Origin of the sequence: Sporosarcina luteola (assembly GCF_023715585.1) — a bacterium.
In the GTDB taxonomy this organism is placed as follows: Bacteria; Bacillota; Bacilli; order Bacillales_A; family Planococcaceae; genus Sporosarcina; species Sporosarcina luteola_D.
Map to the genome: position 1 here is coordinate 1275450 of NZ_JAMBOK010000001.1, position 19375 is coordinate 1294824.

General features: G+C 45.6%; 24 protein-coding genes. 6 read left to right on the forward strand and 18 right to left on the reverse strand.

All coding sequences use genetic code 11. The features are described 5' to 3' along the window. The first annotated feature begins 6 nt into the window (after positions 1 to 6). Entirely contained in the window at positions 7 to 1251 is a 1245-nt protein-coding gene (locus M3193_RS06485; RefSeq protein WP_251625298.1) for an HTH domain-containing protein, read from the forward strand. Between the two features lie 47 nt (positions 1252 to 1298). On the opposite strand, the gene nhaC is transcribed toward M3193_RS06485, so the two are convergent. The 6 genes from nhaC to M3193_RS06515 all read right to left on the reverse strand — a co-directional run bounded on the left by nhaC (position 1299) and on the right by M3193_RS06515 (position 8268). Continuing rightward, positions 1299 to 2750: a Na+/H+ antiporter NhaC gene (gene nhaC / locus M3193_RS06490; protein WP_251627238.1), complete on the reverse strand. Its 1452-nt coding sequence runs from the start codon at positions 2748 to 2750 to the stop codon at positions 1299 to 1301. A 524-nt stretch (positions 2751 to 3274) separates the two neighbouring features. Further along, entirely contained in the window at positions 3275 to 3688 is a 414-nt protein-coding gene (locus M3193_RS06495; protein ID WP_251625300.1) for a VOC family protein, read from the reverse strand. 238 nt (positions 3689 to 3926) lie between these two features. Next, positions 3927 to 5969 (reverse strand): TRAP transporter permease, encoded by a 2043-nt coding sequence (locus M3193_RS06500; RefSeq protein ID WP_435372016.1) that lies wholly within the window; start codon positions 5967 to 5969, stop codon positions 3927 to 3929. Further along, positions 5962 to 6483, reverse strand: coding sequence for a DUF1850 domain-containing protein (locus M3193_RS06505; RefSeq protein ID WP_251625301.1), 522 nt, complete (start codon positions 6481 to 6483; stop codon positions 5962 to 5964). Before M3193_RS06505 ends, M3193_RS06500 begins: the two co-directional genes overlap by 8 nt. A gap of 88 nt (positions 6484 to 6571) precedes the next feature. Next, on the reverse strand, positions 6572 to 7552 hold the full coding sequence (locus M3193_RS06510) for a TAXI family TRAP transporter solute-binding subunit (RefSeq protein WP_251625303.1): 981 nt from the start codon (positions 7550 to 7552) through the stop codon (positions 6572 to 6574). 161 nt (positions 7553 to 7713) lie between these two features. After that, positions 7714 to 8268 carry a phosphatidylglycerophosphatase A family protein gene (locus M3193_RS06515; RefSeq protein ID WP_251625304.1) on the reverse strand — a complete coding sequence of 185 codons (555 nt, stop codon included), beginning with the start codon at positions 8266 to 8268 and terminating at the stop codon, positions 7714 to 7716. Between the two features lie 180 nt (positions 8269 to 8448). On the opposite strand from M3193_RS06515, the gene M3193_RS06520 reads away from it, so the two are divergent. The 3 genes from M3193_RS06520 to M3193_RS06530 all read left to right on the forward strand — a co-directional run bounded on the left by M3193_RS06520 (position 8449) and on the right by M3193_RS06530 (position 10210). Next, a complete protein-coding gene (locus tag M3193_RS06520) occupies positions 8449 to 9174 on the forward strand; it encodes an alpha/beta hydrolase (protein WP_251625307.1) in 726 nt (241 codons plus the stop codon). 82 nt (positions 9175 to 9256) lie between these two features. Next, positions 9257 to 9772, forward strand: coding sequence for a YjcG family protein (locus M3193_RS06525; protein WP_251625310.1), 516 nt, complete (start codon positions 9257 to 9259; stop codon positions 9770 to 9772). Positions 9773 to 9775: 3 nt separating this feature from the next. Next, positions 9776 to 10210: a GNAT family N-acetyltransferase gene (locus tag M3193_RS06530; protein ID WP_251625312.1), complete on the forward strand. Its 435-nt coding sequence runs from the start codon at positions 9776 to 9778 to the stop codon at positions 10208 to 10210. 98 nt (positions 10211 to 10308) lie between these two features. Here M3193_RS06530 and M3193_RS06535 read toward each other — a convergent pair whose 3' ends face one another. The 7 genes from M3193_RS06535 to M3193_RS06565 all read right to left on the reverse strand — a co-directional run bounded on the left by M3193_RS06535 (position 10309) and on the right by M3193_RS06565 (position 13505). Continuing rightward, the gene (locus M3193_RS06535) at positions 10309 to 10617 is read right to left on the reverse strand and encodes a hypothetical protein (RefSeq protein ID WP_251625314.1); all 309 of its coding nucleotides are present in this window, start codon (positions 10615 to 10617) and stop codon (positions 10309 to 10311) included. A 182-nt stretch (positions 10618 to 10799) separates the two neighbouring features. Next, positions 10800 to 11048, reverse strand: coding sequence for a stage VI sporulation protein F (locus tag M3193_RS06540; RefSeq protein WP_251625316.1), 249 nt, complete (start codon positions 11046 to 11048; stop codon positions 10800 to 10802). Positions 11049 to 11063: 15 nt separating this feature from the next. Further along, positions 11064 to 11207 (reverse strand): YjcZ family sporulation protein, encoded by a 144-nt coding sequence (locus M3193_RS06545; protein ID WP_251625318.1) that lies wholly within the window; start codon positions 11205 to 11207, stop codon positions 11064 to 11066. 74 nt (positions 11208 to 11281) lie between these two features. Continuing rightward, positions 11282 to 11644 (reverse strand): stage V sporulation protein AE, encoded by a 363-nt coding sequence (gene spoVAE, locus M3193_RS06550; RefSeq protein ID WP_251625320.1) that lies wholly within the window; start codon positions 11642 to 11644, stop codon positions 11282 to 11284. A 9-nt stretch (positions 11645 to 11653) separates the two neighbouring features. Beyond that, complete coding sequence (locus M3193_RS06555; RefSeq protein WP_251625322.1) at positions 11654 to 12655, reverse strand: stage V sporulation protein AD; 1002 nt, start codon at positions 12653 to 12655, stop codon at positions 11654 to 11656. Then, a complete protein-coding gene (gene spoVAC, locus M3193_RS06560; protein ID WP_251625324.1) occupies positions 12649 to 13104 on the reverse strand; it encodes a stage V sporulation protein AC in 456 nt (151 codons plus the stop codon). Before spoVAC ends, M3193_RS06555 begins: the two co-directional genes overlap by 7 nt. After that, the gene (locus M3193_RS06565) at positions 13104 to 13505 is read right to left on the reverse strand and encodes a YhcN/YlaJ family sporulation lipoprotein (RefSeq protein WP_251625326.1); all 402 of its coding nucleotides are present in this window, start codon (positions 13503 to 13505) and stop codon (positions 13104 to 13106) included. The genes spoVAC and M3193_RS06565 overlap by 1 nt, the downstream gene beginning before the upstream one ends. Positions 13506 to 13623: 118 nt before the next feature. On the opposite strand from M3193_RS06565, the gene M3193_RS06570 reads away from it, so the two are divergent. Then, positions 13624 to 14178 carry a CotY/CotZ family spore coat protein gene (locus M3193_RS06570; RefSeq protein WP_251625328.1) on the forward strand — a complete coding sequence of 185 codons (555 nt, stop codon included), beginning with the start codon at positions 13624 to 13626 and terminating at the stop codon, positions 14176 to 14178. 147 nt (positions 14179 to 14325) lie between these two features. Here the strand turns inward: M3193_RS06570 and M3193_RS06575 are convergent, their stop codons facing one another. Together M3193_RS06575 and mgtE are read right to left on the reverse strand one after the other, a co-directional pair. After that, positions 14326 to 14664 carry a hypothetical protein gene (locus M3193_RS06575; RefSeq protein WP_251625330.1) on the reverse strand — a complete coding sequence of 113 codons (339 nt, stop codon included), beginning with the start codon at positions 14662 to 14664 and terminating at the stop codon, positions 14326 to 14328. A gap of 111 nt (positions 14665 to 14775) precedes the next feature. Further along, entirely contained in the window at positions 14776 to 16149 is a 1374-nt protein-coding gene (mgtE, locus tag M3193_RS06580) for a magnesium transporter (RefSeq protein WP_251625332.1), read from the reverse strand. An 89-nt stretch (positions 16150 to 16238) separates the two neighbouring features. On the opposite strand from mgtE, the gene prpE reads away from it, so the two are divergent. Continuing rightward, positions 16239 to 16979 carry a bis(5'-nucleosyl)-tetraphosphatase PrpE gene (prpE, locus tag M3193_RS06585; RefSeq protein ID WP_251625334.1) on the forward strand — a complete coding sequence of 247 codons (741 nt, stop codon included), beginning with the start codon at positions 16239 to 16241 and terminating at the stop codon, positions 16977 to 16979. Here the strand turns inward: prpE and M3193_RS06590 are convergent. The 3 genes from M3193_RS06590 to M3193_RS06600 are packed head-to-tail and all read right to left on the reverse strand — an operon-like array spanning position 16967 to position 19365. Then, the gene (locus M3193_RS06590; RefSeq protein WP_353056369.1) at positions 16967 to 17974 is read right to left on the reverse strand and encodes an RluA family pseudouridine synthase; all 1008 of its coding nucleotides are present in this window, start codon (positions 17972 to 17974) and stop codon (positions 16967 to 16969) included. The two genes, prpE and M3193_RS06590, sit on opposite strands and share 13 nt — an antisense overlap. Further along, the gene (locus M3193_RS06595) at positions 17892 to 18692 is read right to left on the reverse strand and encodes an NAD kinase (protein WP_251625336.1); all 801 of its coding nucleotides are present in this window, start codon (positions 18690 to 18692) and stop codon (positions 17892 to 17894) included. Before M3193_RS06595 ends, M3193_RS06590 begins: the two co-directional genes overlap by 83 nt. Beyond that, positions 18664 to 19365, reverse strand: coding sequence for a GTP pyrophosphokinase (locus M3193_RS06600; protein WP_251625338.1), 702 nt, complete (start codon positions 19363 to 19365; stop codon positions 18664 to 18666). Before M3193_RS06600 ends, M3193_RS06595 begins: the two co-directional genes overlap by 29 nt. Positions 19366 to 19375: the final 10 nt, after the last annotated feature.

Here is a 19375-nt window from a genome sequence, read left to right on the forward strand (position 1 = left end):
AATTTATTGAGAATTAAAATTGCTGTTATCGGCTCTGAACATTTTTGCCGACGCGCAAAGGATTTATCCGTGAATGAAGGGGATTTTGAGCTGGAATGCCATATATATACCGATCCTAAAGAAGCCGCTGCCATCATCAAGACACTTAAACCAAGTGATGCCATCCTTTTTTCAGGTTCGCTGCCTTATGCCTATGCAAAAGAGGCTGTTCAACAATTCAACGTGCCGACGTTCTATTTGAAACAGGATGAAACCGCTGTCTCTACGACATTACTATCTGTTTTGGCAAATGAGCGCGTTTCATGTGGACGGATTTCTATGGATGTCGCCGAGCAGTCCCATATCGATCATGTGTTGAATGACTTGAATGGAACGATTGAACTACCATACATTCATGTTTTACAGAATGGTGGATCAATCGAGGACGTTATAAATTTCCATCAACGGTTGTCTGAACAAGGCAAGACGGAAATCGCTATTACAAGTATCCATATTGTCTACGAAAAGCTGTTGCAAAGAGGTATACCTGCCCGTATGATGATCGACCCGGAAAGCTCGATTATTAGGAGTCTGCGTTTTGCGCAGCAAAAAGCGATGGTACAGAAAAGCTCTTCTGCCCAAATTGCCGTTGGAATCCTTCAATCATCCGGATTGCCGATCGTGCCTTTCGTAAAAGAGCTCTCTACCATATTGCAAGCGCATTGGTCAGAATCCGACGGGGAATTTTCGCTGTTCACAACGAAGGGCATTATAGAACATTCCATCAAAAACCCGGGATTCATGAATTTTTTCCACCGTCTCCCCCGGAATGTCAAGATGGCTTTCGGTTACGGTGAAACGACGATGAAAGCTGCCGAACATGCACGACTCGCATTGAATTTCATTCAAAGTGGTGAACTGAACAGCTTTTATATTCTCGACTCCAATAAAAGGCTTCATGGCCCGTATCCACAATCGGACGGTGCAATCGATATGAAAGTCGATCATCCCCTACTAGTGGAAATTGCGGAAAAAACAAAATTGGGTCCTGCCAATATTTCAAAGCTCCTGCAGTTCCGCCAATCGAGGACAACGAACCAGTTCTCAGCAACCGATCTTGCCCTCTATATGAATGTTTCCAGAAGGACTGCAGAGCGGACATTAAAAAAGCTCATAGAATTTGAATATGTCCGTGTCGTGGGCGAAGAGATGACTTACAAGCAAGGAAGGCCACGTTCTTTGTATGAAATGAATTTCGCCATCCACTACTAGAAAGCCGCCCAGTGCCAATCATCGGCATTGGGCGGCTCTATTCATACTTATACGTGAACCGCTTCAATTGACTTTTCTTCTTCTGTTTCTGTTTCTGTTTCTGATTCAGCTCTTTCTATTTCCTCTTTTGTCAGCTTCACGATTGTAAAGCCAGTTGCTGCGTAAAGGATGGAAATAAACGGAATGACCAAATTCAAGATTGCATACGGTGCATACTGTGCAACCCCTACTCCGAGTGTTCCTAAGATGAATACGCCGCAAGTATTCCATGGAATGAAGACCGAAGTGATCGTTCCTCCATCTTCTAGTGCCCGTGATAAGTTTTTAGAATGCAAACCCATCTTCTTGTAAACTTTCGTGAACATTCTAGATGGTACAACGATCGAAATATATTGCTCTGCGCATGTTGCATTCGTAAGTACACAAGCGCCGATTGTAGATGTAATCAGTGTGAATGATGATTTCACAACCTTCAGGAGCTGATTCATGATTGACTGAAGCATTCCCGAAAATTCCAAAATACCGCCAAATGTCATTGCCACGATTGTCATAGAAACTGTGTACATCATCGAATCCAAACCGCCGCCATTGAATAGACCATCGACCATTTCATTCCCGGTTTCAATGGCAAATCCGCTTTGTAACGCAACAATCGAATCCGCCAAAGACCCCCCTTGTATGAAAATCTGTGAAATGAAGCCAAGAATAATACCGACGACTAAAGCTGGAACAGCAGGAACCTTCATAGCTACCATGACAATTACCGCCAATGGCACAAGCAACAGCCAAGGGGAAATCAAAAAGCTGTCCTTCAGCACAGAAGCTGTCTGTTGGATTTTTTCTAAGTCTATATTTCCACCTGCAAAACGTCTACCTAAAAATGTGTAAACGCCAAGGGCGATAAGCAATCCGGGAATAGTTGTGTAAAGCATATGCTTAATATGATCGAATAGATCTGTTCCTGTTAAACCTGAAGCCAGGTTTGTCGTATCGGATAGGGGAGACATTTTGTCACCGAAATAAGATCCTGAAATAATAGCGCCTGCCACCATGCCAGCAGGAATCCCCATGCTCAAGCCGATACCCATTCCAGCGACCCCGATGGTACCCATCGTCGACCAAGAGCTTCCAATTGCAAGAGAGACGATTGCACAAATGATTGTAATGGCAACTAGAAACCAACCAGGTGTAATAATCTGCAATCCGTAATAGATCATTGTTGCGACAATTCCCCCACCCATCCAAGAGCCGATTGTCATTCCAACCAACATAATGATGACGACAGCAGGCAGGGCTAGCTTAATCCCTTTGAACATCATTTCCTCTATTTCTTTCCACGTAAAGCCAGAGCGCCAAGCAACCAAAGCAGCCACAGTTGTTCCTATGATGAGTGGAATATGAGGGCCTTGCTCAAGTTTCACAACTGTGAACAGCATAACGATGATCATAATGATCAATGGCAGAATCGCCATTAGAAAACCTATTTTCTTTTTCTCCATATTTTCCATACCAACGCCCCCAAGTTCAGATAATTTTGTCGCTATATAGTCGTTAATTGAATATTAGTCACTTTCACATAAAAAGTCAATTGTTTTTTGAAAGCGATTTCAGTAATTTACAAGTTTTATAGTGAATTTGAACCGAAAAGGGTCATGCTTGCGAAAGTATGATTTGCTTTGTAACAATCGTTATAAAAAAATTGAAGAAGCTGACCAGTTGGACGTGGATGGCGGAGGCTGAAATGATACCCCTGTCTCTAAAGGATTTCCAGTTGATTGGAGTGCAGGGCGGCGACTCCTGGGGGCGCAGCGTGAAGACCCAGCAGGAGCGAAGCGACGAGGAGGCTGAGGGCAAGCCCCCCGGAAAGCGTCCGCCCGGAACGGAAATCAACGTTATTTCAGTCTACTGATAGTTAAAAACATGTTTAAGCAAAAGGGTTGGAAATCTATGATTTCCAACCCTTATTTCTACAGTCTGCGGCAAGGATACGCATCCTTGCCGTTTTTCATTTATCTATATTCACTTATGCTTCGTGGCTAATTTGCCATTCAATGCCAAATTGGTCTTTCAGAGAGCCATAGCTTTTACTCCAGAACGTCTCCTGTAGATCCATCTTTACTGTACCGCCTTTCTTCAACTTATCAAAGACGCTTTTGATCAAATCAATGTCTTTGTTGACAAAAGCGAGGCTGACATTATTCCCTTCGATAAATGGAGAGCCCGGAAATGTATCGGAGAACATGACTCTGTTGCCGTCGATATTCAACCGCGCATGCATGACAAGATCCTTCGCTTCTTCCGGCAACTGATAATCAGGGCTTTGAGGAGCTTCGCCGAATGTCATGATTTGGGTGATTTCCGTGTTGAATACTTCTGCGTAAAATTCTACGGCTTGTCTGCAATTACCATTGAAATTAAGATATACCTCTACTGCCATTGCCACGACCCCTTTTCATTATTCCTTCAATTCAGTTTACCATGTATAAGCTTTCGTGCAAATTTCCTCGTAATGAAAAACGGCAGATCATAGGAATACACCGTTTCGTTTACTCATCCACCGGCTTGAAAGTAACCAAGGAAATTCCGGTAACCCTAAGTTTTTGCCCAACGCGTTGTTGACAATGGAAAAGGCTGTCGCGTTTGTCTAGTTGACAACTGCGACAGCCTTTTATTACTTATGAAACAACTGCTGTTTTATTTTTCGGTTTGTTATCTTTCGTTTTCCATTGGATGGCCACTTGGATGGCGAATAGCACCAGACCGATGATATCCGTAATCGTTTCAGGATAGATTAGTAATAAGCCTGTTACGACAGCAAGGATACGTTCGATCCAATTGCATTTCCGGTACCAATAGCCGATCATCCCCGCTCCGATCGCAATCATGCCGACGATGGCGGAGAAGGTGACCCATATTATTTCAAAAAGGCTGGAATCGATCATGAGCATGGCCGGATTGAAAACGAACATATACGGGATGATGAATGCTGCGATAGCAAGCTTTGCAGAGACGACACCCGTTTTGATCGGATCCCCGCCGGATATACCTGACGCCGCAAATGCAGCGAGGGCAACGGGCGGTGTAATATCCGCGATGATTCCGAAATAGAACACGAACAAGTGAGCAGAGATTGCGACAACAACCGGAACAGTAGTACCTGCTCCCATTTCGCCGCCCATTAGCAATAGAATGATTGCCGGAGCGGCAATTGTCGAAGTAATGACATAGTTCGCCGTTGTCGGTGACCCCATTCCTAATACGAGCGCTGCAAACATCGTGAAGATTAACGTTAAGAGGATGTTCCCGCCAGCAGCAGAAACGAGACCGTTTGCAAGGCTGAGCCCCAATCCAGTTTTCACGACGACGCCGACGATGATACCCGCACAAGCTGTCGCAGCAGCAACTGCCAATGCAGTACGCGCTCCGTCAACAAGCGCCATGATAATGTCTTTGACTCCAAGTCTCGTAGATTTATCAAAGAAGCTGACAACTAATGTGAGAACAATCCCCAATAATGCAGCTTTCATTGTCGGAATCCCCAACAGCAGGAATAAGATGATTCCTAAAATCGGCAAGAGCAGGTAGATCTTTTTCAAAGTCGCTTTTCGATCTGGCATCTGGTCAGGCGACATGCCTTCCAGGCCGACACGCTTCGCCTCAAAGTGAGTCATGATCCAAATTCCAGTGAAGTAAAGCAATGCAGGAATTGCAGCGGCTTTCGCAATGTCCCAATACTTGATGCCGCCAATGAATTCAACCATCAGGAAAGCCGCAGCTCCCATGATCGGTGGCATGATTTGCCCGCCTGTAGAGGCAGCAGCTTCAACGCCGCCGGCAAATTCCTTACGGTAGCCGAGCTTTTTCATCATCGGAATCGTGTAGGATCCCGACCCGACAACGTTTGCTACGGAGCTTCCTGAAATCGTCCCTTGCAATGCACTTGAGAAAATGGCAACCTTTGCAGGACCGCCTGTCAAGCGGCCAGCTAGGACGACAGCCAGATCATTGAAGTAATTCCCTACACCGGTCTTCACGAGGAATGCACCGAATAACAGGAAGACGAAAATGAACGTTGCGGAGACGCTGATCGGCGTTCCTAAAATTCCGTCTGTCGTGTAAAACATAAGCTGTACAATGCTTTTCAAGTCTTGACCGCGATGAGCTAGGAATCCCGGGAAATACCGGCCGTAAAATGCATAGATCAAGAACACTGTCGAAATGATTGTAATCGGCAAACCGACAGCACGTCTCGCTGCCTCCAATGTCAATAGAATTGCGATGACTCCAATGATAAGATCGATGTCTGATACCCTGCCGACACGGAAGACGAGATCACCGTAGAATAGCGGCCAGTATAAACCGACAGCAATGGCAAGCAATGACAGGATGACATCGTAGAAAGGTACTTTATCCCTTTTGACGCCCGGTTTTTTAATTGCCGGGAATAACAGGAATATTAAAGAGAGAGCAAATCCTAAGTGAATGGAACGCTGAATATACGCAGTGAACGGCGTTCCTATCGATGTGTAAAGCTGGAATAAAGAAAATGACAGCAATCCTGCAAAGACGAGAATTTTGAAAATCCCTTTCACATTTCGTGTATTCGATTCGGGATCGTATTTCTGAAGGATTTCTAGTTGCTGTTCTTCCGTAAGCATTTCATTGTTTTCAAGTTGGGACTCATGCTGAGCTTCTTCCCGATTCTTATTTTTAGCCATTCATATTTACTCCTTTCAACAATTGGTAGAATGATTGGCGCTGCACACGAAATGTGTACGATTTTCCTCTAGTCAAATAGTTTTTCAAATTCACTTCATGTCCTTTATACCGGAAAGCTAAATCTGCATTGACATCCCCGACAAAAAGGACAAATGATTGAATGATAGCATCCTCATAAGTAAGCGTATACATTCCATCCTTGACTGACAATGACTCTCCTTCTTCGGCATACCCCGGCAAGCCGATTCCAACATCCTCGTATTGCATCGACAGTGATTGGATAGCGCTTTGCTCAGTGACCCGGTAGGATTCGACGACGTCCGTCAGGAAAATGGAGTGCACGTATCGAATTTGAAACTCCCGGTCATCCCCCATCTTGAGATAATAGGTTTGCGGATGATCAGTTCGATATTCCGTGAAGGTGAACACGCTATGTATCGGCAGAAATAGAATGACGGAGGCGACCAATAGTACAGAGAGCAGAATGGGGAGAATCACTTTCTTCCTTTTCATCCTCTTTTCCCTTTCCGGTAGCAATGCAGAATGGGACGGCTGAAGCATAAAGCTTCACCGCCCCGTTCCACTATTGATTTGTATTCAATTATTTCTTTTCGTCAAAGTACTTTTGAGCGCCTGGGTGAACAGGGATCCCGATACCGTCAAGACCTGTTTCAGCTTTGATCAATGCGCCTTTTGGATGCGTAAGTTTTGATGCGTTGTCGTAGATCGCTTTTGTGATTTCATAAGCAAGATCTTCTGGCACATCATTTTGGATGATCAACATCGCCCCTACAGATACAGTCGGCGTATCTTCTTTGAGGCCATAAGTTCCTGCAGGAATGACTTCTTTTGCATAGTATTGATATTTCGAGATCAATTCGTTAGCTTTTTCATCAGTGACAGGTACGATGTACACTTGAGCTGAAGCGTTCAATGCTTCAACCGCACCAGTCGGCGTACCGGCAGTGATGAATGCAGCGTCAATTTGTCCAGCCTGCAAGCTCTCTTGTGATTCTCCGAAATCCAAGTCCTGTGCCTGGATATCTTTCATTGACAACCCGTGGATTTCAAGAAGCTGCTCAGCGTTCGCATACGTACCGGAACCAGGTGCTCCAACTGAAACCTTTTTACCTTTCAGGTCTTCGAATGACTTGATGCCATTCTTCTCCAATGTTACCAATTGGACTGTTTCAGGATAAAGAGCACCGATTGCTGATACATTGTCGATGACTTCCCCGGCAAACATCATTTCACCTTTTGATGCATAGTAAGCGATATCCGTTTGCACGAAAGCGATTTCAGCGCTTCCGTCTTTCAATGCTGTCATATTCGCTGCAGATGCCTGCGAAACTTCAGCTGTCGTTTTAACGCCTGTTTCCTCAGAGATGATATCTGCAAGTGCTCCGCCGAGTGCGTAATAGGTACCTTGCGTACCACCTGTCAAAATGCTTAGGAAATCATAATCTTCTTTTGTTTTTCCTGAATCGGATCCCTTGCTGGAATCACCCGAGTTACACGCTGAAAGGACAAGCAGTGCAATCATCGAAATGAATGCCAGAATACGAAATCTCTTTTTATTCATAGTTTCATTCTCCCCTTTTGTCTAGTAGTTTTGCAACTTAACACCTATTCTACCACGATTGGTCATTCGCTTGTCAATCCTTCTTAAAAATTTTCAGTAATTTGCAAGCGATTTCATAATAAAAAAAGAAAGTGGAATACGTTTATATTCCACTCAATCAATCATTTTTCATATTTAGGGCGTACATCCAAATATGTGAGACCTGCTTCGTCCAAATCCCTTTTTCGATGAGCTAGACGAGAAGCGGCACATGATGCGACGCTGGCGACAAGATCATCGAGAAAAGTATGGACTCCATTCCCTTTTTTTGTATCCAACTCATTAATAATGCCAATTTTATTTTTATCCAGATGACCGAATGTCGTAACAGCTATGGATCCGTAAGTGAAGACGGCCCCTAATGCGATTGTTTCATCCACACCAAATAGCCCCTCATCAGACTCGACAATTTGTTGGAGCGGTGCCGAGAGCTTTCCTTGTTCGCAAAGCTCATCCAATTCGATGCCGACTAGGATTGCATGCTGAAGCTCCCTCTTCCCTAACACTTTTTCAACTGAATCCACACATTCGGCAAGATCGAGTCCTTCATTATAAGGGACTTGCATTTCATAAACGATTTTTGCGATGTCCTCCAATGTGACGCCTCTCCGGATCAATGCATCTTTTGTAGCTTTCGTTACAACATCGGAATGGACAATGTTTTTTCCAGTGAACATTTATCACTACCTCCTCATTCTTCCTAATGCTCGTCACGTATAATATGACGGCAAGCTTTAGGATGTTTATTCAATTTTACGACTGTTTCTCTTCATACGTGACAGGTTATTCAAGCATTATACCTGTACATTCGCTTATGTTACAATCTTCTTACATCATACAACTGGGAGGACTCGCGGATGGAATACGGAAAAATTGAAGAAATTACTTTTTACAGCAAGGCGCTGGATGAAGACATGCAACTTCTCATCCACCTGCCATATCAGTATTCACCACTTTATAAGTATTCAGTTCTGATCGCTTCCGATGGAAAGGATTATTTTCAATACGGCAGAATCGGCCGGGTAGTGGACGAGTTAGTTTACGAAGGCGATATCAATAATATGATTGTCGTCGGCGTACCGTATAAGAACGTAGAGGAACGCAGAAGGATGTATCATCCTGAAGGCGACCGGCATGAGGAGTATATCCGTTTCCTCGCCCACGAGCTTGTTCCTTATATCGATGAAAAATATCCTACGTACCAAGTGGGCGCAGGCAGGGGTTTGATCGGCGATTCGTTGGCAGCGACCATTTCACTTTTGACCGCTTTGAAATATCCTAACTGCTTCGGCAAGGTGATCCTTCATTCCCCCTATGTCGATGACTATGTGATGGAAAAGGTGGAAGCCTTGAAAGATCCTTCCTCTTTTTCAATTTACCATGTCATCGGCGAAGAAGAAACTGAAGTGAAAACAACTCAGGATGGCACACAGGATTTCCTCACTCCGAACAGGGAATTGAATCAGTTGATTAAAAGTAGAGGGTTTTCGTACTTCTATGAAGAATTCAACGGGAACCATACATGGAAGTATTGGCAGCAGGACGTTCGAAGGGCTATCAAAGAATCCTTTCAGTACGATTAATGCCAAACAGTACAAATAGTGGATGATTCTGTTATAATTATTTTAAGTTGTATATAAACTTTCTATGAGGAGGTAATTTATTATGAAATATGGCATTGTAGCTTTCCCTTCAAAGAAACTCCAAGATTTAGCAAATGGGTACAGAAAACGTTATGATCCACATTATGCGCTTATCACGCCTCACATGACCGTCAAAGGTGTATTTGAAGCAGACGATAAGGAAATCGAGCAGGTTGCAGAAGCCATCCATAAGGTTGTTCGAAGCCATAAGCCTTTTGAGTTGAAAGTGGAAAAGGTGAGCACGTTTGCACCGATTACGAATACAATTTTCTTTAAAGTGACACCTAATGACGAAATTCTATCGCTCCATAAAGATTTGAATGAAGATTTTTTCGGTGAAAAACCTGAATTTTCATTCGTCCCGCATATTACAATCGCCCAAAAACTAGGTTCTGGTGAGCATGACGATATTATCGGCCAAATTAAAATGTTTGGTGTCGATCATACCGAGATCGTCGATCGCATCCACCTTCTCTATCAACTTGAGGACGGATCATGGACAGTTTATGAAACATTCCGCCTCGGCGAGGAAATCTGAAGATTGGTTGAAGTGAAGATTGCCAGTTCAGAGCGGGAACAGGCAGATGCATATGACGTGCGGAAAAAAGTCTTTGTGGAAGAGCAAGGGGTACCATTGAGCCTTGAAATCGATGAGTTTGATGATACCGCTTCCCATTTCATCGTCTATGATGAAAAGCAGCCGATCGGAGCAGGGCGCATCCGTGAAATCGGTCCGGGAATCGGTAAAGTGGAACGAGTATGTGTGTTAAAAGAAATGCGCGGGAAGCATCTCGGAAATCTGATCATGCATGAACTTGAAAATTACGCCAAATCCGCTGAAATGACGAAAATCGTTTTGAACGCACAGTCCTATGCTGTGCCTTTCTATGAAAAACTTGGATATACGGTCACGTCACCCGAGTTCATGGATGCGGATATTCCGCATCGTGCAATGGAAAAGGAAATTACTTCTTAACAGGCAGGTCAATTCATTGAAAAAGAGCAGATCCGCTAACCGGGTGCCGGTTGCAGGTCTGCTCTTTATTTGGATTGCCATTTCATTGCTTCATCTGCTTACGCGTATTCGTTCACTGCGAGCCCTTTTCCTACGAGATGTGCAATTTCTGGCGATAGGTTGGCAGGGTTCGGGTAAATAAACCCCTTCAAGTACGGAGGACGGGATTTGGTGATGACCGGTTCCGCCGCCTCCTCCATGATCCGCTCCTGTTCATGACGGAGTGAATCATCGAATTTATCCATCAGGTCCGGATCCATGTTCACTTTTTCCACCCGATCGACATACGCAAAATTATTGCGCACTGCATTCATCCGATTTGCGTACATTTCGGCTTGCAACGGTTGGACTGGTAGAATATAGCCCATCTTCCCACACCCCTATACATTATTCTCACTTACCCTTTTACCTTCTTTATAGCTTATGAAACATGTTTATCTGCAATTCCCGGAAAAATGATCTTTTTCTATCAGTTTACCTGAGGGAGTATAGGTTAAATGCATCTCATCCTCTAGGACTTATGGATAAGTGGAATACATGTAATTTGGAGTCAGCCCATCATACGCTGGATATCGCTCAAGTTAACGGAATTTCCATTTTTGACGATTGATTTCACTAGTTCATCTTCCATATGCGGCGGGACTTCCTTATTTGCAAGACGCCCGACCTTTCTTACAATTTTCCGCACTTGCCGTTCATCACTGAAATCGGCATATTGGATTGCATTTGCCAATGCAAATACTTCTTCCATTGGAACGCCGGTCTTTGATTCTATTTTTTTGAAGAACGAATCATTCATCCTCTAACCTCCCCCTCAGCAAAAGCTGCTGCCAACAATGATAAGCAAGATGAAGAGAACAACAATCAGAACGAATGTGGAACCGCCATATGATCCTTTTCCATATCCGCCGCCATATCCTCCTACGTTGCCACAACCAGAATAGCATCCACCGAACATAAAAATCCCTCCTTCCCTTCCGTCTATCCTATGCAGATAGCGGAGAGAAGAAGGGGGCGTTTGCACAGTTTTTTTCAAACGGATCCTTTTGGTTTGAAAATAAACGAAGCGATGAAGCCAAATAGGATAGCGGCACTGATTCCCGAACTCGTCACTTCAAACATTCCTGTCAAAACACCAATAAGGCCATGTTTTTCAGCCTCGGCCAACGCTCCGTGTGTCAGTGCGTTGCCAAATGATGTGATGGGAATTGTGGCGCCGGTGCCCGCAAAATCGATCAACGGTTCATATAGCCCTAATCCGTCCAGCACAGAACCCGTTACGACGAGAATGCATAGCGTATGTGCGGGAGTCAGCTTCGCCACATCAAACAACAATTGGCCAATGACACAAATGAGCCCGCCGACAATAAAGGAAGTAATGTAAATCGAAAACAATCAGACCACTCATTTCATCGTTAATTCGACTGCGTGCGCAATGCACGGAATCGTCTCGCCCTGCTGGAACGACAATGGGGAAAGCAGCGCACCTGTCGCGATCAACAGAACTTTTTTATATTCCTTGTCCTTCATTTTCTGATAAACTTCCGAAAAATAAACGGCGGCTGAGCATCCCGCTCCGCTTGCGCCTGCTTTGAAATCCGGATTGTTGCCATAAAACTCCATACCTGCGTCGCTGAAATTGTCGAACTCCGTAATGCCTTGATTTTTTACGAGCTCTTTAAAAATCGAAAAACCGACCGTGGCCAAATCCCCGGTCATGATCAAATCATAATCGCTTGCAGAAGCCCCATGGCCCTCCAAATGCCGTTTCAGCGTATCCGCGGCTGCCGGCGCCATAGCAGCTCCCATATTCAACGGATCAGTCATTCCCATATCAATTGCTCTTCCAACCGTCCCGCGTTCTATTGAAGGAAAACCTTTTTGGAAAGGTACGACGGCCGCGGCACCGGCAGCCGTAACTGTCCATTGGGCAGCCGCTCCTTTTTGTGCACCGTATTCAATGGGATAACGGAATTGCCTTTCGATGGAATTATGATGGCTCGATGAACCCGCAATGGCCAATTTCGACATTCCCGCCTCTGTCAAAAGGGCTGCTGTTAGCAAAGAAGAGACCGATGTTGCGCAAGCTGAAAACATTCCGAGGTACGGAATCCCGACAGTCGTTGCGAAAAAGCTTGAAGGAGTCATCTGGTTGACAAGGTCCCCAGTTACTAAAAAGTCTGCATCCGCCGGAATCTTATCAACCTTGCTCAACGCGATCATACATGCATCTTCCATCAGTTTTGAATGACCCTGTTCATTCGTTTTCAGGTTGCATCGTTCATCATCATACATCTTGTCGAATCCCGCCTGAAAAGCGCTTTTCTTTTCGAGCGGTCCGGCTGTCACGCCCGTCGCTACTATGGAAGGAGTCGAAGGAAATTTCAACAGGCCTTTCATTACCATGAAACGACCCCCATCTTCACCAATATAGTCTTAACCAGCGCGACGAGGAAGGCAGAAAAAACGCCGAACACGATGACCGAGCCAGCCAGCTTGAAAATATTCGAACCGACACCCAACACGAAGCCCTCCGACTTATGTTCAATTGCCGCCGACACGACCGCATTGCCGAATCCGGTTATCGGTACTGCCCCACCCGCTCCTCCAACCTGTCCGATTTTCTTATAAACCCCAAACCCGGTTAACAGCATGGAAATGAAAATCATCGTTGCCACCGTCGGATTGCTCGCTGTCCGTTCGGTAAAATTGAAGAAGGTCATATAGAAAAGTGCAATGAACTGGGCGATGAGGCAAATGGTTCCGCCTACGAGGAATGCTTTAATGACATTTTTGAGCAGCGGCGGTTTTGGCGAGATCTTTTGCTCCAGCTTTGCGTATTTTTCTTTATCCATTATGTCTCTTCCTCCGCTAGTGATATCAATTGATGGATTTTCTTCTTCAAACCCTTTTCATCATCTTTTAGGATAAGTTTATTCGTCTCCGTTAAAATCTTGCTATCCGCAGATACGAATACCGATAGATCGGGATATTCTTCTTTTAATTTCTTTTCAATTTCACGTGCTATTTCTCTTTTATTAAATCTGGAAAAGGTCTTGACACGTATTCCTATGAGCAAGTGATCATCATGGAATAGGGCAGCAACTCCTTTGACGCGATTATCCTTCTTCAATAACTCTTCCGCTTTGCTTGCGTCTTCATCTGTATGATTCTCGAATTTGAATTCATTCGGAATACATCCGGTCAGCAGAAGAAGTACACAAAGCATCATGATTACTTGACGAATCGTCACCATCCCCTTTTTTTAACAGTATGGTGAGTGAACTAGTTTTTTATTCAATCGTGATGTTTGCCCTAGACCTGAGTTATCAAGCGCATAAGGTATAGGGAGTTGAGAAAAGGAGGTGGAATGAATGGGATGTGGAAGAAATGAAGAAGTCAGCGATGTACGGCGCCAGGAAAATTGCATCTGCGAGGTAGTTCGTGCCATTAAGCGTGTGCAGGATATCCGTGATGATCTTGACTGTGACGATTGCAGAACTGACTGTTTCCTGACTCCGCTCGGTAGCCTTGTAAGCCCTGCTAGACAACGAGCCAATACGCGCGTCTTCATGCTATTGGACGAAAAAGGTAATCCATTCAAAGCAATGTTCAAGAGAAGAAGAAGGTTCGAAGAGGGTGAGCACACAACCTCCGAACAAGGTCGAAGAGACTGTGCGACATGTTTCTCGATTTTCTTCAGAGTTCAAAACGTATTCGACAATTGCTGTGCAACAATCCAAGTCCTTGAACCGCGTGATGCCAGAGGTAGAAAAGTCGACTTGTTCAAAGGCGGCAAGTTGGATCTCGACGCAATTTGCGAAGTCGAAAACTTCGAAGCGACAGGCACTTGCGTAACTGTTGATCTGAAATGCTTCTGTGCTATCCAATGCGTAAAAGATGTTTTCATCGATTGTGACGAAGATTGACGGAATAACCTGTGATGCTGACTCTGCCCGATCGAACTCCGATCGGGCAGTTTTTCGGTTTAATTTACATTTGAAGTTAATTGAGACTTTGATCAAATCCAGCCATATAAAAACAAGGCAGACCGGATATACCGGTCTGCCTTGTTTTCAAGATCTCGTGTCAAATGGCTGCCCCCGCCATAAGATATCCTCAATCTTCGCTATTTCAACTTCGGTGGTCATGTCATCGGATTCAATCCACACCATGCTGTCCTCTACTTTTTGAATCGCGCCTTTAATCATATTCCCATCCACTATGAATTGAAGAGGTGTATACGCCTGCCTCTGGAACGGAGCACTCAAATAGCGTAACTTGTTCATAACGACGGGATTGACTTCTAGGCTTGCCGGTTGAATGGATGGCATGATGTCGATCGTCTCCCTCGCCGATGTATCGGTCGGGTTGAAGACGGAGGTGCTTTCTTCCTCTAAAACAGTCATCTTCATAAAGACGGGAGGCCCCTGCACAAATAGCAACGGTTCATTGTAGGAAATGGTAATTCCTCCTTTTGTCCGTAGTATATGCGCCTATCGGGAATGAAGTTCTTTTCCCCGACTTCAAAGGCTGCTGATGAACATTGTCGCCAATCCGAGGTATATGATGATGCTGATGACGTCGTTCAATGTCGTGATGAAAGGGCCTGATGCCACTGCCGGATCGATCTTCATCCGGTGCATGAATAACGGAATGAACGATCCGGAAATCGTTGCGACAAAGATGGAAACGAGAATTGCCGCACCGACGAGCAATGCAATGATGAATTCATGCTTCCAAATGAAGATGAGACCGACAACGAAAATAGCGCAGATGATTCCCGTTATCAGGCCAGTGCCTGCTTCCCGCAATAACAACTTGAATTTGCTTTCATCCTCCACATCACGTGTCGCGATACCGCGAACTGCGACAGCAAGCGCTTGCGTCCCGCTATTTCCAGCGGTTCCCGCAATCAAGGGGATGAATGCGGCGAGCAGAGCGACTTGCGAAATCGTATCCGTGAAAAGGTCGATCAGATTTGCGGTGAGCATGCCTAGCACTAACAGGATGATCAGCCACGGAATCCTTTTCTTTGCCGCTTCAAATGATGTTTTGTCGAAGGAGTCCATATTGGATACGGCAGCAAGTTTGGAATAGTCATCGGATGCTTCTTCATCTAAAACGTCGATTACGTCATCGACAGTAATGATACCCAGCATATGCTGCTGAAAATCGACGACCGGGACCGCTAACAAGTTATAGTCCTGCGTCATCCTTGCAACGTCTTCCTGGTCATCCGAGACGAGGACGCTGACGACACGTTCATTCATGATCGACTGGATTAACGTATCTTCATCAGTAATGATCAGATCACGGAGTGAAACGACGCCTGTCAGACGGTTATCTTCATCTACTACGAAAACATAATAAATCGTTTCTGCGGACGGGGCTTCATTCCGCAAAATCGTCATTGCGGAGCGCACCGTCGAATTTTGCGGAACCGAAACATATTCCGTCGTCATGATCGAACCGGCGGTATACTCTTCATAGTGCAAGAGGGACTTGATCTGTGCAGCCGCTTCTTTGTTCATTAACGTCAAGTAGCTGGCAATCTGCGCCTTATCAAGTTCTTTCAGGACATCTACCGCATTGTCGACGAACATCTGGGAGATCATTTCGGCGGCATATGTCGTGTCCATCTCCTGAAGGAACTGCTTATATTCGTCTTCATCAATTTCACTTGTCTCAAATATTTCCGCCAACTCTTTTGGGGATAGGAAGAAATAAATGGTCTTTCGCTGACCCGGATCCACCTTCTCATAGAAAACAGCTCGGTCATATGGGTGAAGCATTAAATATTCATCACGGAACGTTTTAATATCTTGTTGTTCCAATGAATTTATCAGTTTTTCTTCGTCGATAATACTTTCATCACGAAGTTCTTCATTTACAGTCATGGCTGCACCTTCCTTTCCGCTCCGACATGCTTGAAATACAATAAAAAAGGTATCATAGTAAGCAACAACTCTCAAAAAGGAGAATCGTTATGAAACTAGATATTATTGGTGATATACATGGATGCTATGACGAATTGCTCTCGCTCATCGACAAGCTCGGCTATTCACTCGCATCGGGATTGCCGTTCCACGAAGATGGAAGGCAGCTTGCTTTCGCAGGCGACGCGATGGACCGGGGTCCGTCATCGCTGAAAACATTGGAATTGATGTTCAAACTGCAAGACAATCATAAACTCATCTATTCCCCTGGCAACCATTGCAACAAACTTTACCGCCTCGCAAAAGGCAGAAACGTCCAACAGAAAAACGGGCTGGAAACGACAGTAGCCGAATTGAACGCACTGAAACCAAAAGAAAAGATACGCTTTTTGGATCGGTACAGGCAATTCTATGAAGCTTTGCCGCTGTACGAAAATCTGGACAACGGGAAACTCATTATCGCACACGCAGGAATCCGTGAACAGATGATTGGAGAACCATTTTCAAATAAAATACAGTCGTTCGTCCTCTACGGGGATACGACCGGTGAAACGCTCCCCGACGGCCGTCCCGTCAGAAGGGATTGGGCAAAAAAATATTTCGGGGATGCGTGGATCGTCTATGGGCACACCCCTGTCAAGGAAGCAAGATTCGTAAACCGGACCGTTAATATCGATACAGGATGCGTGTTCGGCGGCAAGCTGACCGCAGTCCGGTATCCGGAAATGGAAATCGTCTCCGTCCCTTCGAAGCAGCCGTTCATTCCGGAGAAATTCACTTATTTTGATTGAACCACACCGGTCTTCAATCGTTCCAAGTCCATTGGCAATTCGCTCATGAACGTCATTGGCTCATTCGTCAACGGATGCCGGAAACCTATGCAAGCGCAGTGCAATGCCTGCCGGCCGAGCAACCCGCGGCTTCCACCATACAAGTCATCGCCTGCAAGCGGGTGCCCGAGCCATTGCATATGAACACGAATTTGATGGGTCCGTCCTGTATGCAGCTTCAAAGAAACGGACGTGAGCTGCACGCCATTACGTTCAAAGCGCCCGAGCACCTGGACATCGGTTCTCGCATGTTGGCCGTCTTGCCTGACCATCCGTTCAATGATGCTGCCGTCTTTCCGCCCGATCGGCTGGTCAATGGTGAAGACATCCTTTTGTACATACCCTTCAACGAACGCAATATAACTGCGCTCAAAACCGGTCGTCTGCATCTGTTCACTGAGCAGATGATGGATATGCCGGTTTTTCGCCATGCAAACGAGGCCCGATGTATCGGTATCCAATCTCGTCACGACATGCACGGTCGAAGGAACGCACTCAGCTTTGAATTTCCCTGCCACGTAATTGGCGACCGTTCCGTTTGGCTGATCACGTGATGGGATCGTCCCTTGGCCGGCAGGTTTATCGACGATCAGAATCGCTTCATCTTCATAAATAATTGCCAGATTGCCAGTTTCAGGAACAAGCCCTACGCTCGGCTCTTCCTGAGGGAATTCAACCATTACAGCATCCCCTCTTCTCAGCATATGCCTCACCGTCTGCTCCAACCCGTTTACGAGCAGCCGGCCGCCATCATATTTCACCGCCGTCAATGTCCGTTTCGAGATTCCTTTTCCATGCAGGAACTCCCGAAGCAAGATCTGTTCTTGCTCGACAATGAACGCCAAGGTGAACTTCTTTTCATTCATGATCGCGTCACTCATCACTTGCGATGAACGAATCGTGCACCCTCGTCCAGAACGGGAACGGACGGAATCTCCCGAAACGAACCTTTTCATCCGCGACCCTATACTCAATCGATTTCACGTCTTTGTGCAACAGCTGCAAATGATCGATCGTCACCATGAAATCCGGCCCCTTGACTGGCGTCAACACACAGCTATGATGTGCAGGAAGGATGAGCGGCGAACCGACCGTCCGGAACACGCGATTATTGATCGAAGCCATTTCAGTCAGTTGGATGGCATGTAGGGATGGGTGAATAATCGCGCCGCCGAGAGCTTTATTATAGGCGGTCGAGCCCGATGGCGTTGACATGCATAATCCGTCCCCGCGGAATCTTTCGAAATGCACACCGTTCAATTCCACATCCATGACCAACGTAACTTCAGGGGATTTGACCGTTGATTCATTGAGCGCAAGATACTTTGCGGCCTTTTCGGAATGACGGTAATTGATGACCACTTCAAGAAGGGGGTATTCGATGACGTTATATTCCTTCCGCGCAATCGACAGGACAAGTTTTTCCATCTCTGCAGGCTTCCAATCAGCGTAGAACCCGAGATGCCCGGTATGGATGCCGATGAAAGCTGTATCCTTCAGGCGATCGATATATTTATGGAAGGCGTGCAGCAACGTGCCGTCCCCTCCTATCGATAAAACGATATTAGGTTCGTCTTCGTCAAAGACAAGCCCGAAATCGGTCAAATAATCCCTTGCTTCATCTTTCAATCGATTTGACAATGGATCATTTCTCGTCTGTATTGCGAATTTCATAATTGTCCCCCCTCTTCCGTTTCTTGTCGCTGTAGTCCCTATCGGCGGTTTCTTTGAATGCACTGAAGTATTGTTGGGCGTCATGGATTTCATCGCGGATGAGCGACATCTCCTCATCCAACCTGAAAGCGGCTTCCGCAGCCCTTTCCAGTCGATGCCTGATGACATTCGGAAGTTCGCCTTGGTATTTGTAGTTCAAGGAGTGTTCGATTGAGGCCCAGAAGTTCATTGCCAGCGTACGGATCTGGATTTCTGCGAGTATTGTCTTTTCCCCATGAATCGTCTGGACGGGATATTCAATGATCATATGGTAGGAACGGTATCCGCTCGGCTTCTTATGTGAAATATAGTCCCTTTCCTCAACGACTTGCATGTCGGTGCGCTGCCGCAATGTATGGACAACTTTTCCGATGTCATCGACGAACTGGCACATGATGCGGAGACCTGCAATATCCGGGAGCTCCTCCGCCAACTCCGCTGAAGGTTTGAATGGGATTCCCTTTTCAAGGGTCTTATCATAGATGCTCGCGAGCGGTTTCACCCGTCCCGTCACAAATTCCACGGGCATATGGACGCCCTCGAGTTCGTATTGTGCACGCAGCCCTTTCAATTTTACCTTCAATTCGGAAACAGCCTGCTTATATGGTTCAAGAAATTGCTTCCACTCCTTCATGAGTAGCCCT

Excerpts from the sequence above, each read along its gene's own strand:
- M3193_RS06570 (WP_251625328.1), top strand. The coding sequence starts at position 13,624 with ATGGGATGTGGAAGAAATGAAGAAGTCAGCGATGTACGGCGCCAGGAA.
- M3193_RS06515 (WP_251625304.1), bottom strand. The coding sequence starts at position 8,268 with ATGTTCACTGGAAAAAACATTGTCCATTCCGATGTTGTAACGAAAGCT.
- mgtE (WP_251625332.1), bottom strand. The coding sequence starts at position 16,149 with ATGACTGTAAATGAAGAACTTCGTGATGAAAGTATTATCGACGAAGAA.
- M3193_RS06595 (WP_251625336.1), bottom strand. The coding sequence starts at position 18,692 with ATGAAATTCGCAATACAGACGAGAAATGATCCATTGTCAAATCGATTG.
- M3193_RS06545 (WP_251625318.1), bottom strand. The coding sequence starts at position 11,207 with ATGTTCGGTGGATGCTATTCTGGTTGTGGCAACGTAGGAGGATATGGC.
- M3193_RS06505 (WP_251625301.1), bottom strand. The coding sequence starts at position 6,483 with ATGAAAAGGAAGAAAGTGATTCTCCCCATTCTGCTCTCTGTACTATTG.
- M3193_RS06500 (WP_435372016.1), bottom strand. The coding sequence starts at position 5,969 with ATGGCTAAAAATAAGAATCGGGAAGAAGCTCAGCATGAGTCCCAACTT.
- M3193_RS06525 (WP_251625310.1), top strand. The coding sequence starts at position 9,257 with ATGAAATATGGCATTGTAGCTTTCCCTTCAAAGAAACTCCAAGATTTA.
- M3193_RS06535 (WP_251625314.1), bottom strand. The coding sequence starts at position 10,617 with ATGGGCTATATTCTACCAGTCCAACCGTTGCAAGCCGAAATGTACGCA.
- M3193_RS06575 (WP_251625330.1), bottom strand. The coding sequence starts at position 14,664 with ATGAAGATGACTGTTTTAGAGGAAGAAAGCACCTCCGTCTTCAACCCG.
- M3193_RS06540 (WP_251625316.1), bottom strand. The coding sequence starts at position 11,048 with ATGAATGATTCGTTCTTCAAAAAAATAGAATCAAAGACCGGCGTTCCA.
- M3193_RS06520 (WP_251625307.1), top strand. The coding sequence starts at position 8,449 with ATGGAATACGGAAAAATTGAAGAAATTACTTTTTACAGCAAGGCGCTG.
- M3193_RS06495 (WP_251625300.1), bottom strand. The coding sequence starts at position 3,688 with ATGGCAGTAGAGGTATATCTTAATTTCAATGGTAATTGCAGACAAGCC.
- M3193_RS06565 (WP_251625326.1), bottom strand. The coding sequence starts at position 13,505 with ATGGTGACGATTCGTCAAGTAATCATGATGCTTTGTGTACTTCTTCTG.
- M3193_RS06510 (WP_251625303.1), bottom strand. The coding sequence starts at position 7,552 with ATGAATAAAAAGAGATTTCGTATTCTGGCATTCATTTCGATGATTGCA.
- prpE (WP_251625334.1), top strand. The coding sequence starts at position 16,239 with ATGAAACTAGATATTATTGGTGATATACATGGATGCTATGACGAATTG.
- M3193_RS06590 (WP_353056369.1), bottom strand. The coding sequence starts at position 17,974 with ATGAAAAGGTTCGTTTCGGGAGATTCCGTCCGTTCCCGTTCTGGACGA.
- M3193_RS06600 (WP_251625338.1), bottom strand. The coding sequence starts at position 19,365 with ATGAAGGAGTGGAAGCAATTTCTTGAACCATATAAGCAGGCTGTTTCC.
- spoVAC (WP_251625324.1), bottom strand. The coding sequence starts at position 13,104 with ATGGATAAAGAAAAATACGCAAAGCTGGAGCAAAAGATCTCGCCAAAA.
- nhaC (WP_251627238.1), bottom strand. The coding sequence starts at position 2,750 with ATGGAGAAAAAGAAAATAGGTTTTCTAATGGCGATTCTGCCATTGATC.
- M3193_RS06555 (WP_251625322.1), bottom strand. The coding sequence starts at position 12,655 with ATGGTAATGAAAGGCCTGTTGAAATTTCCTTCGACTCCTTCCATAGTA.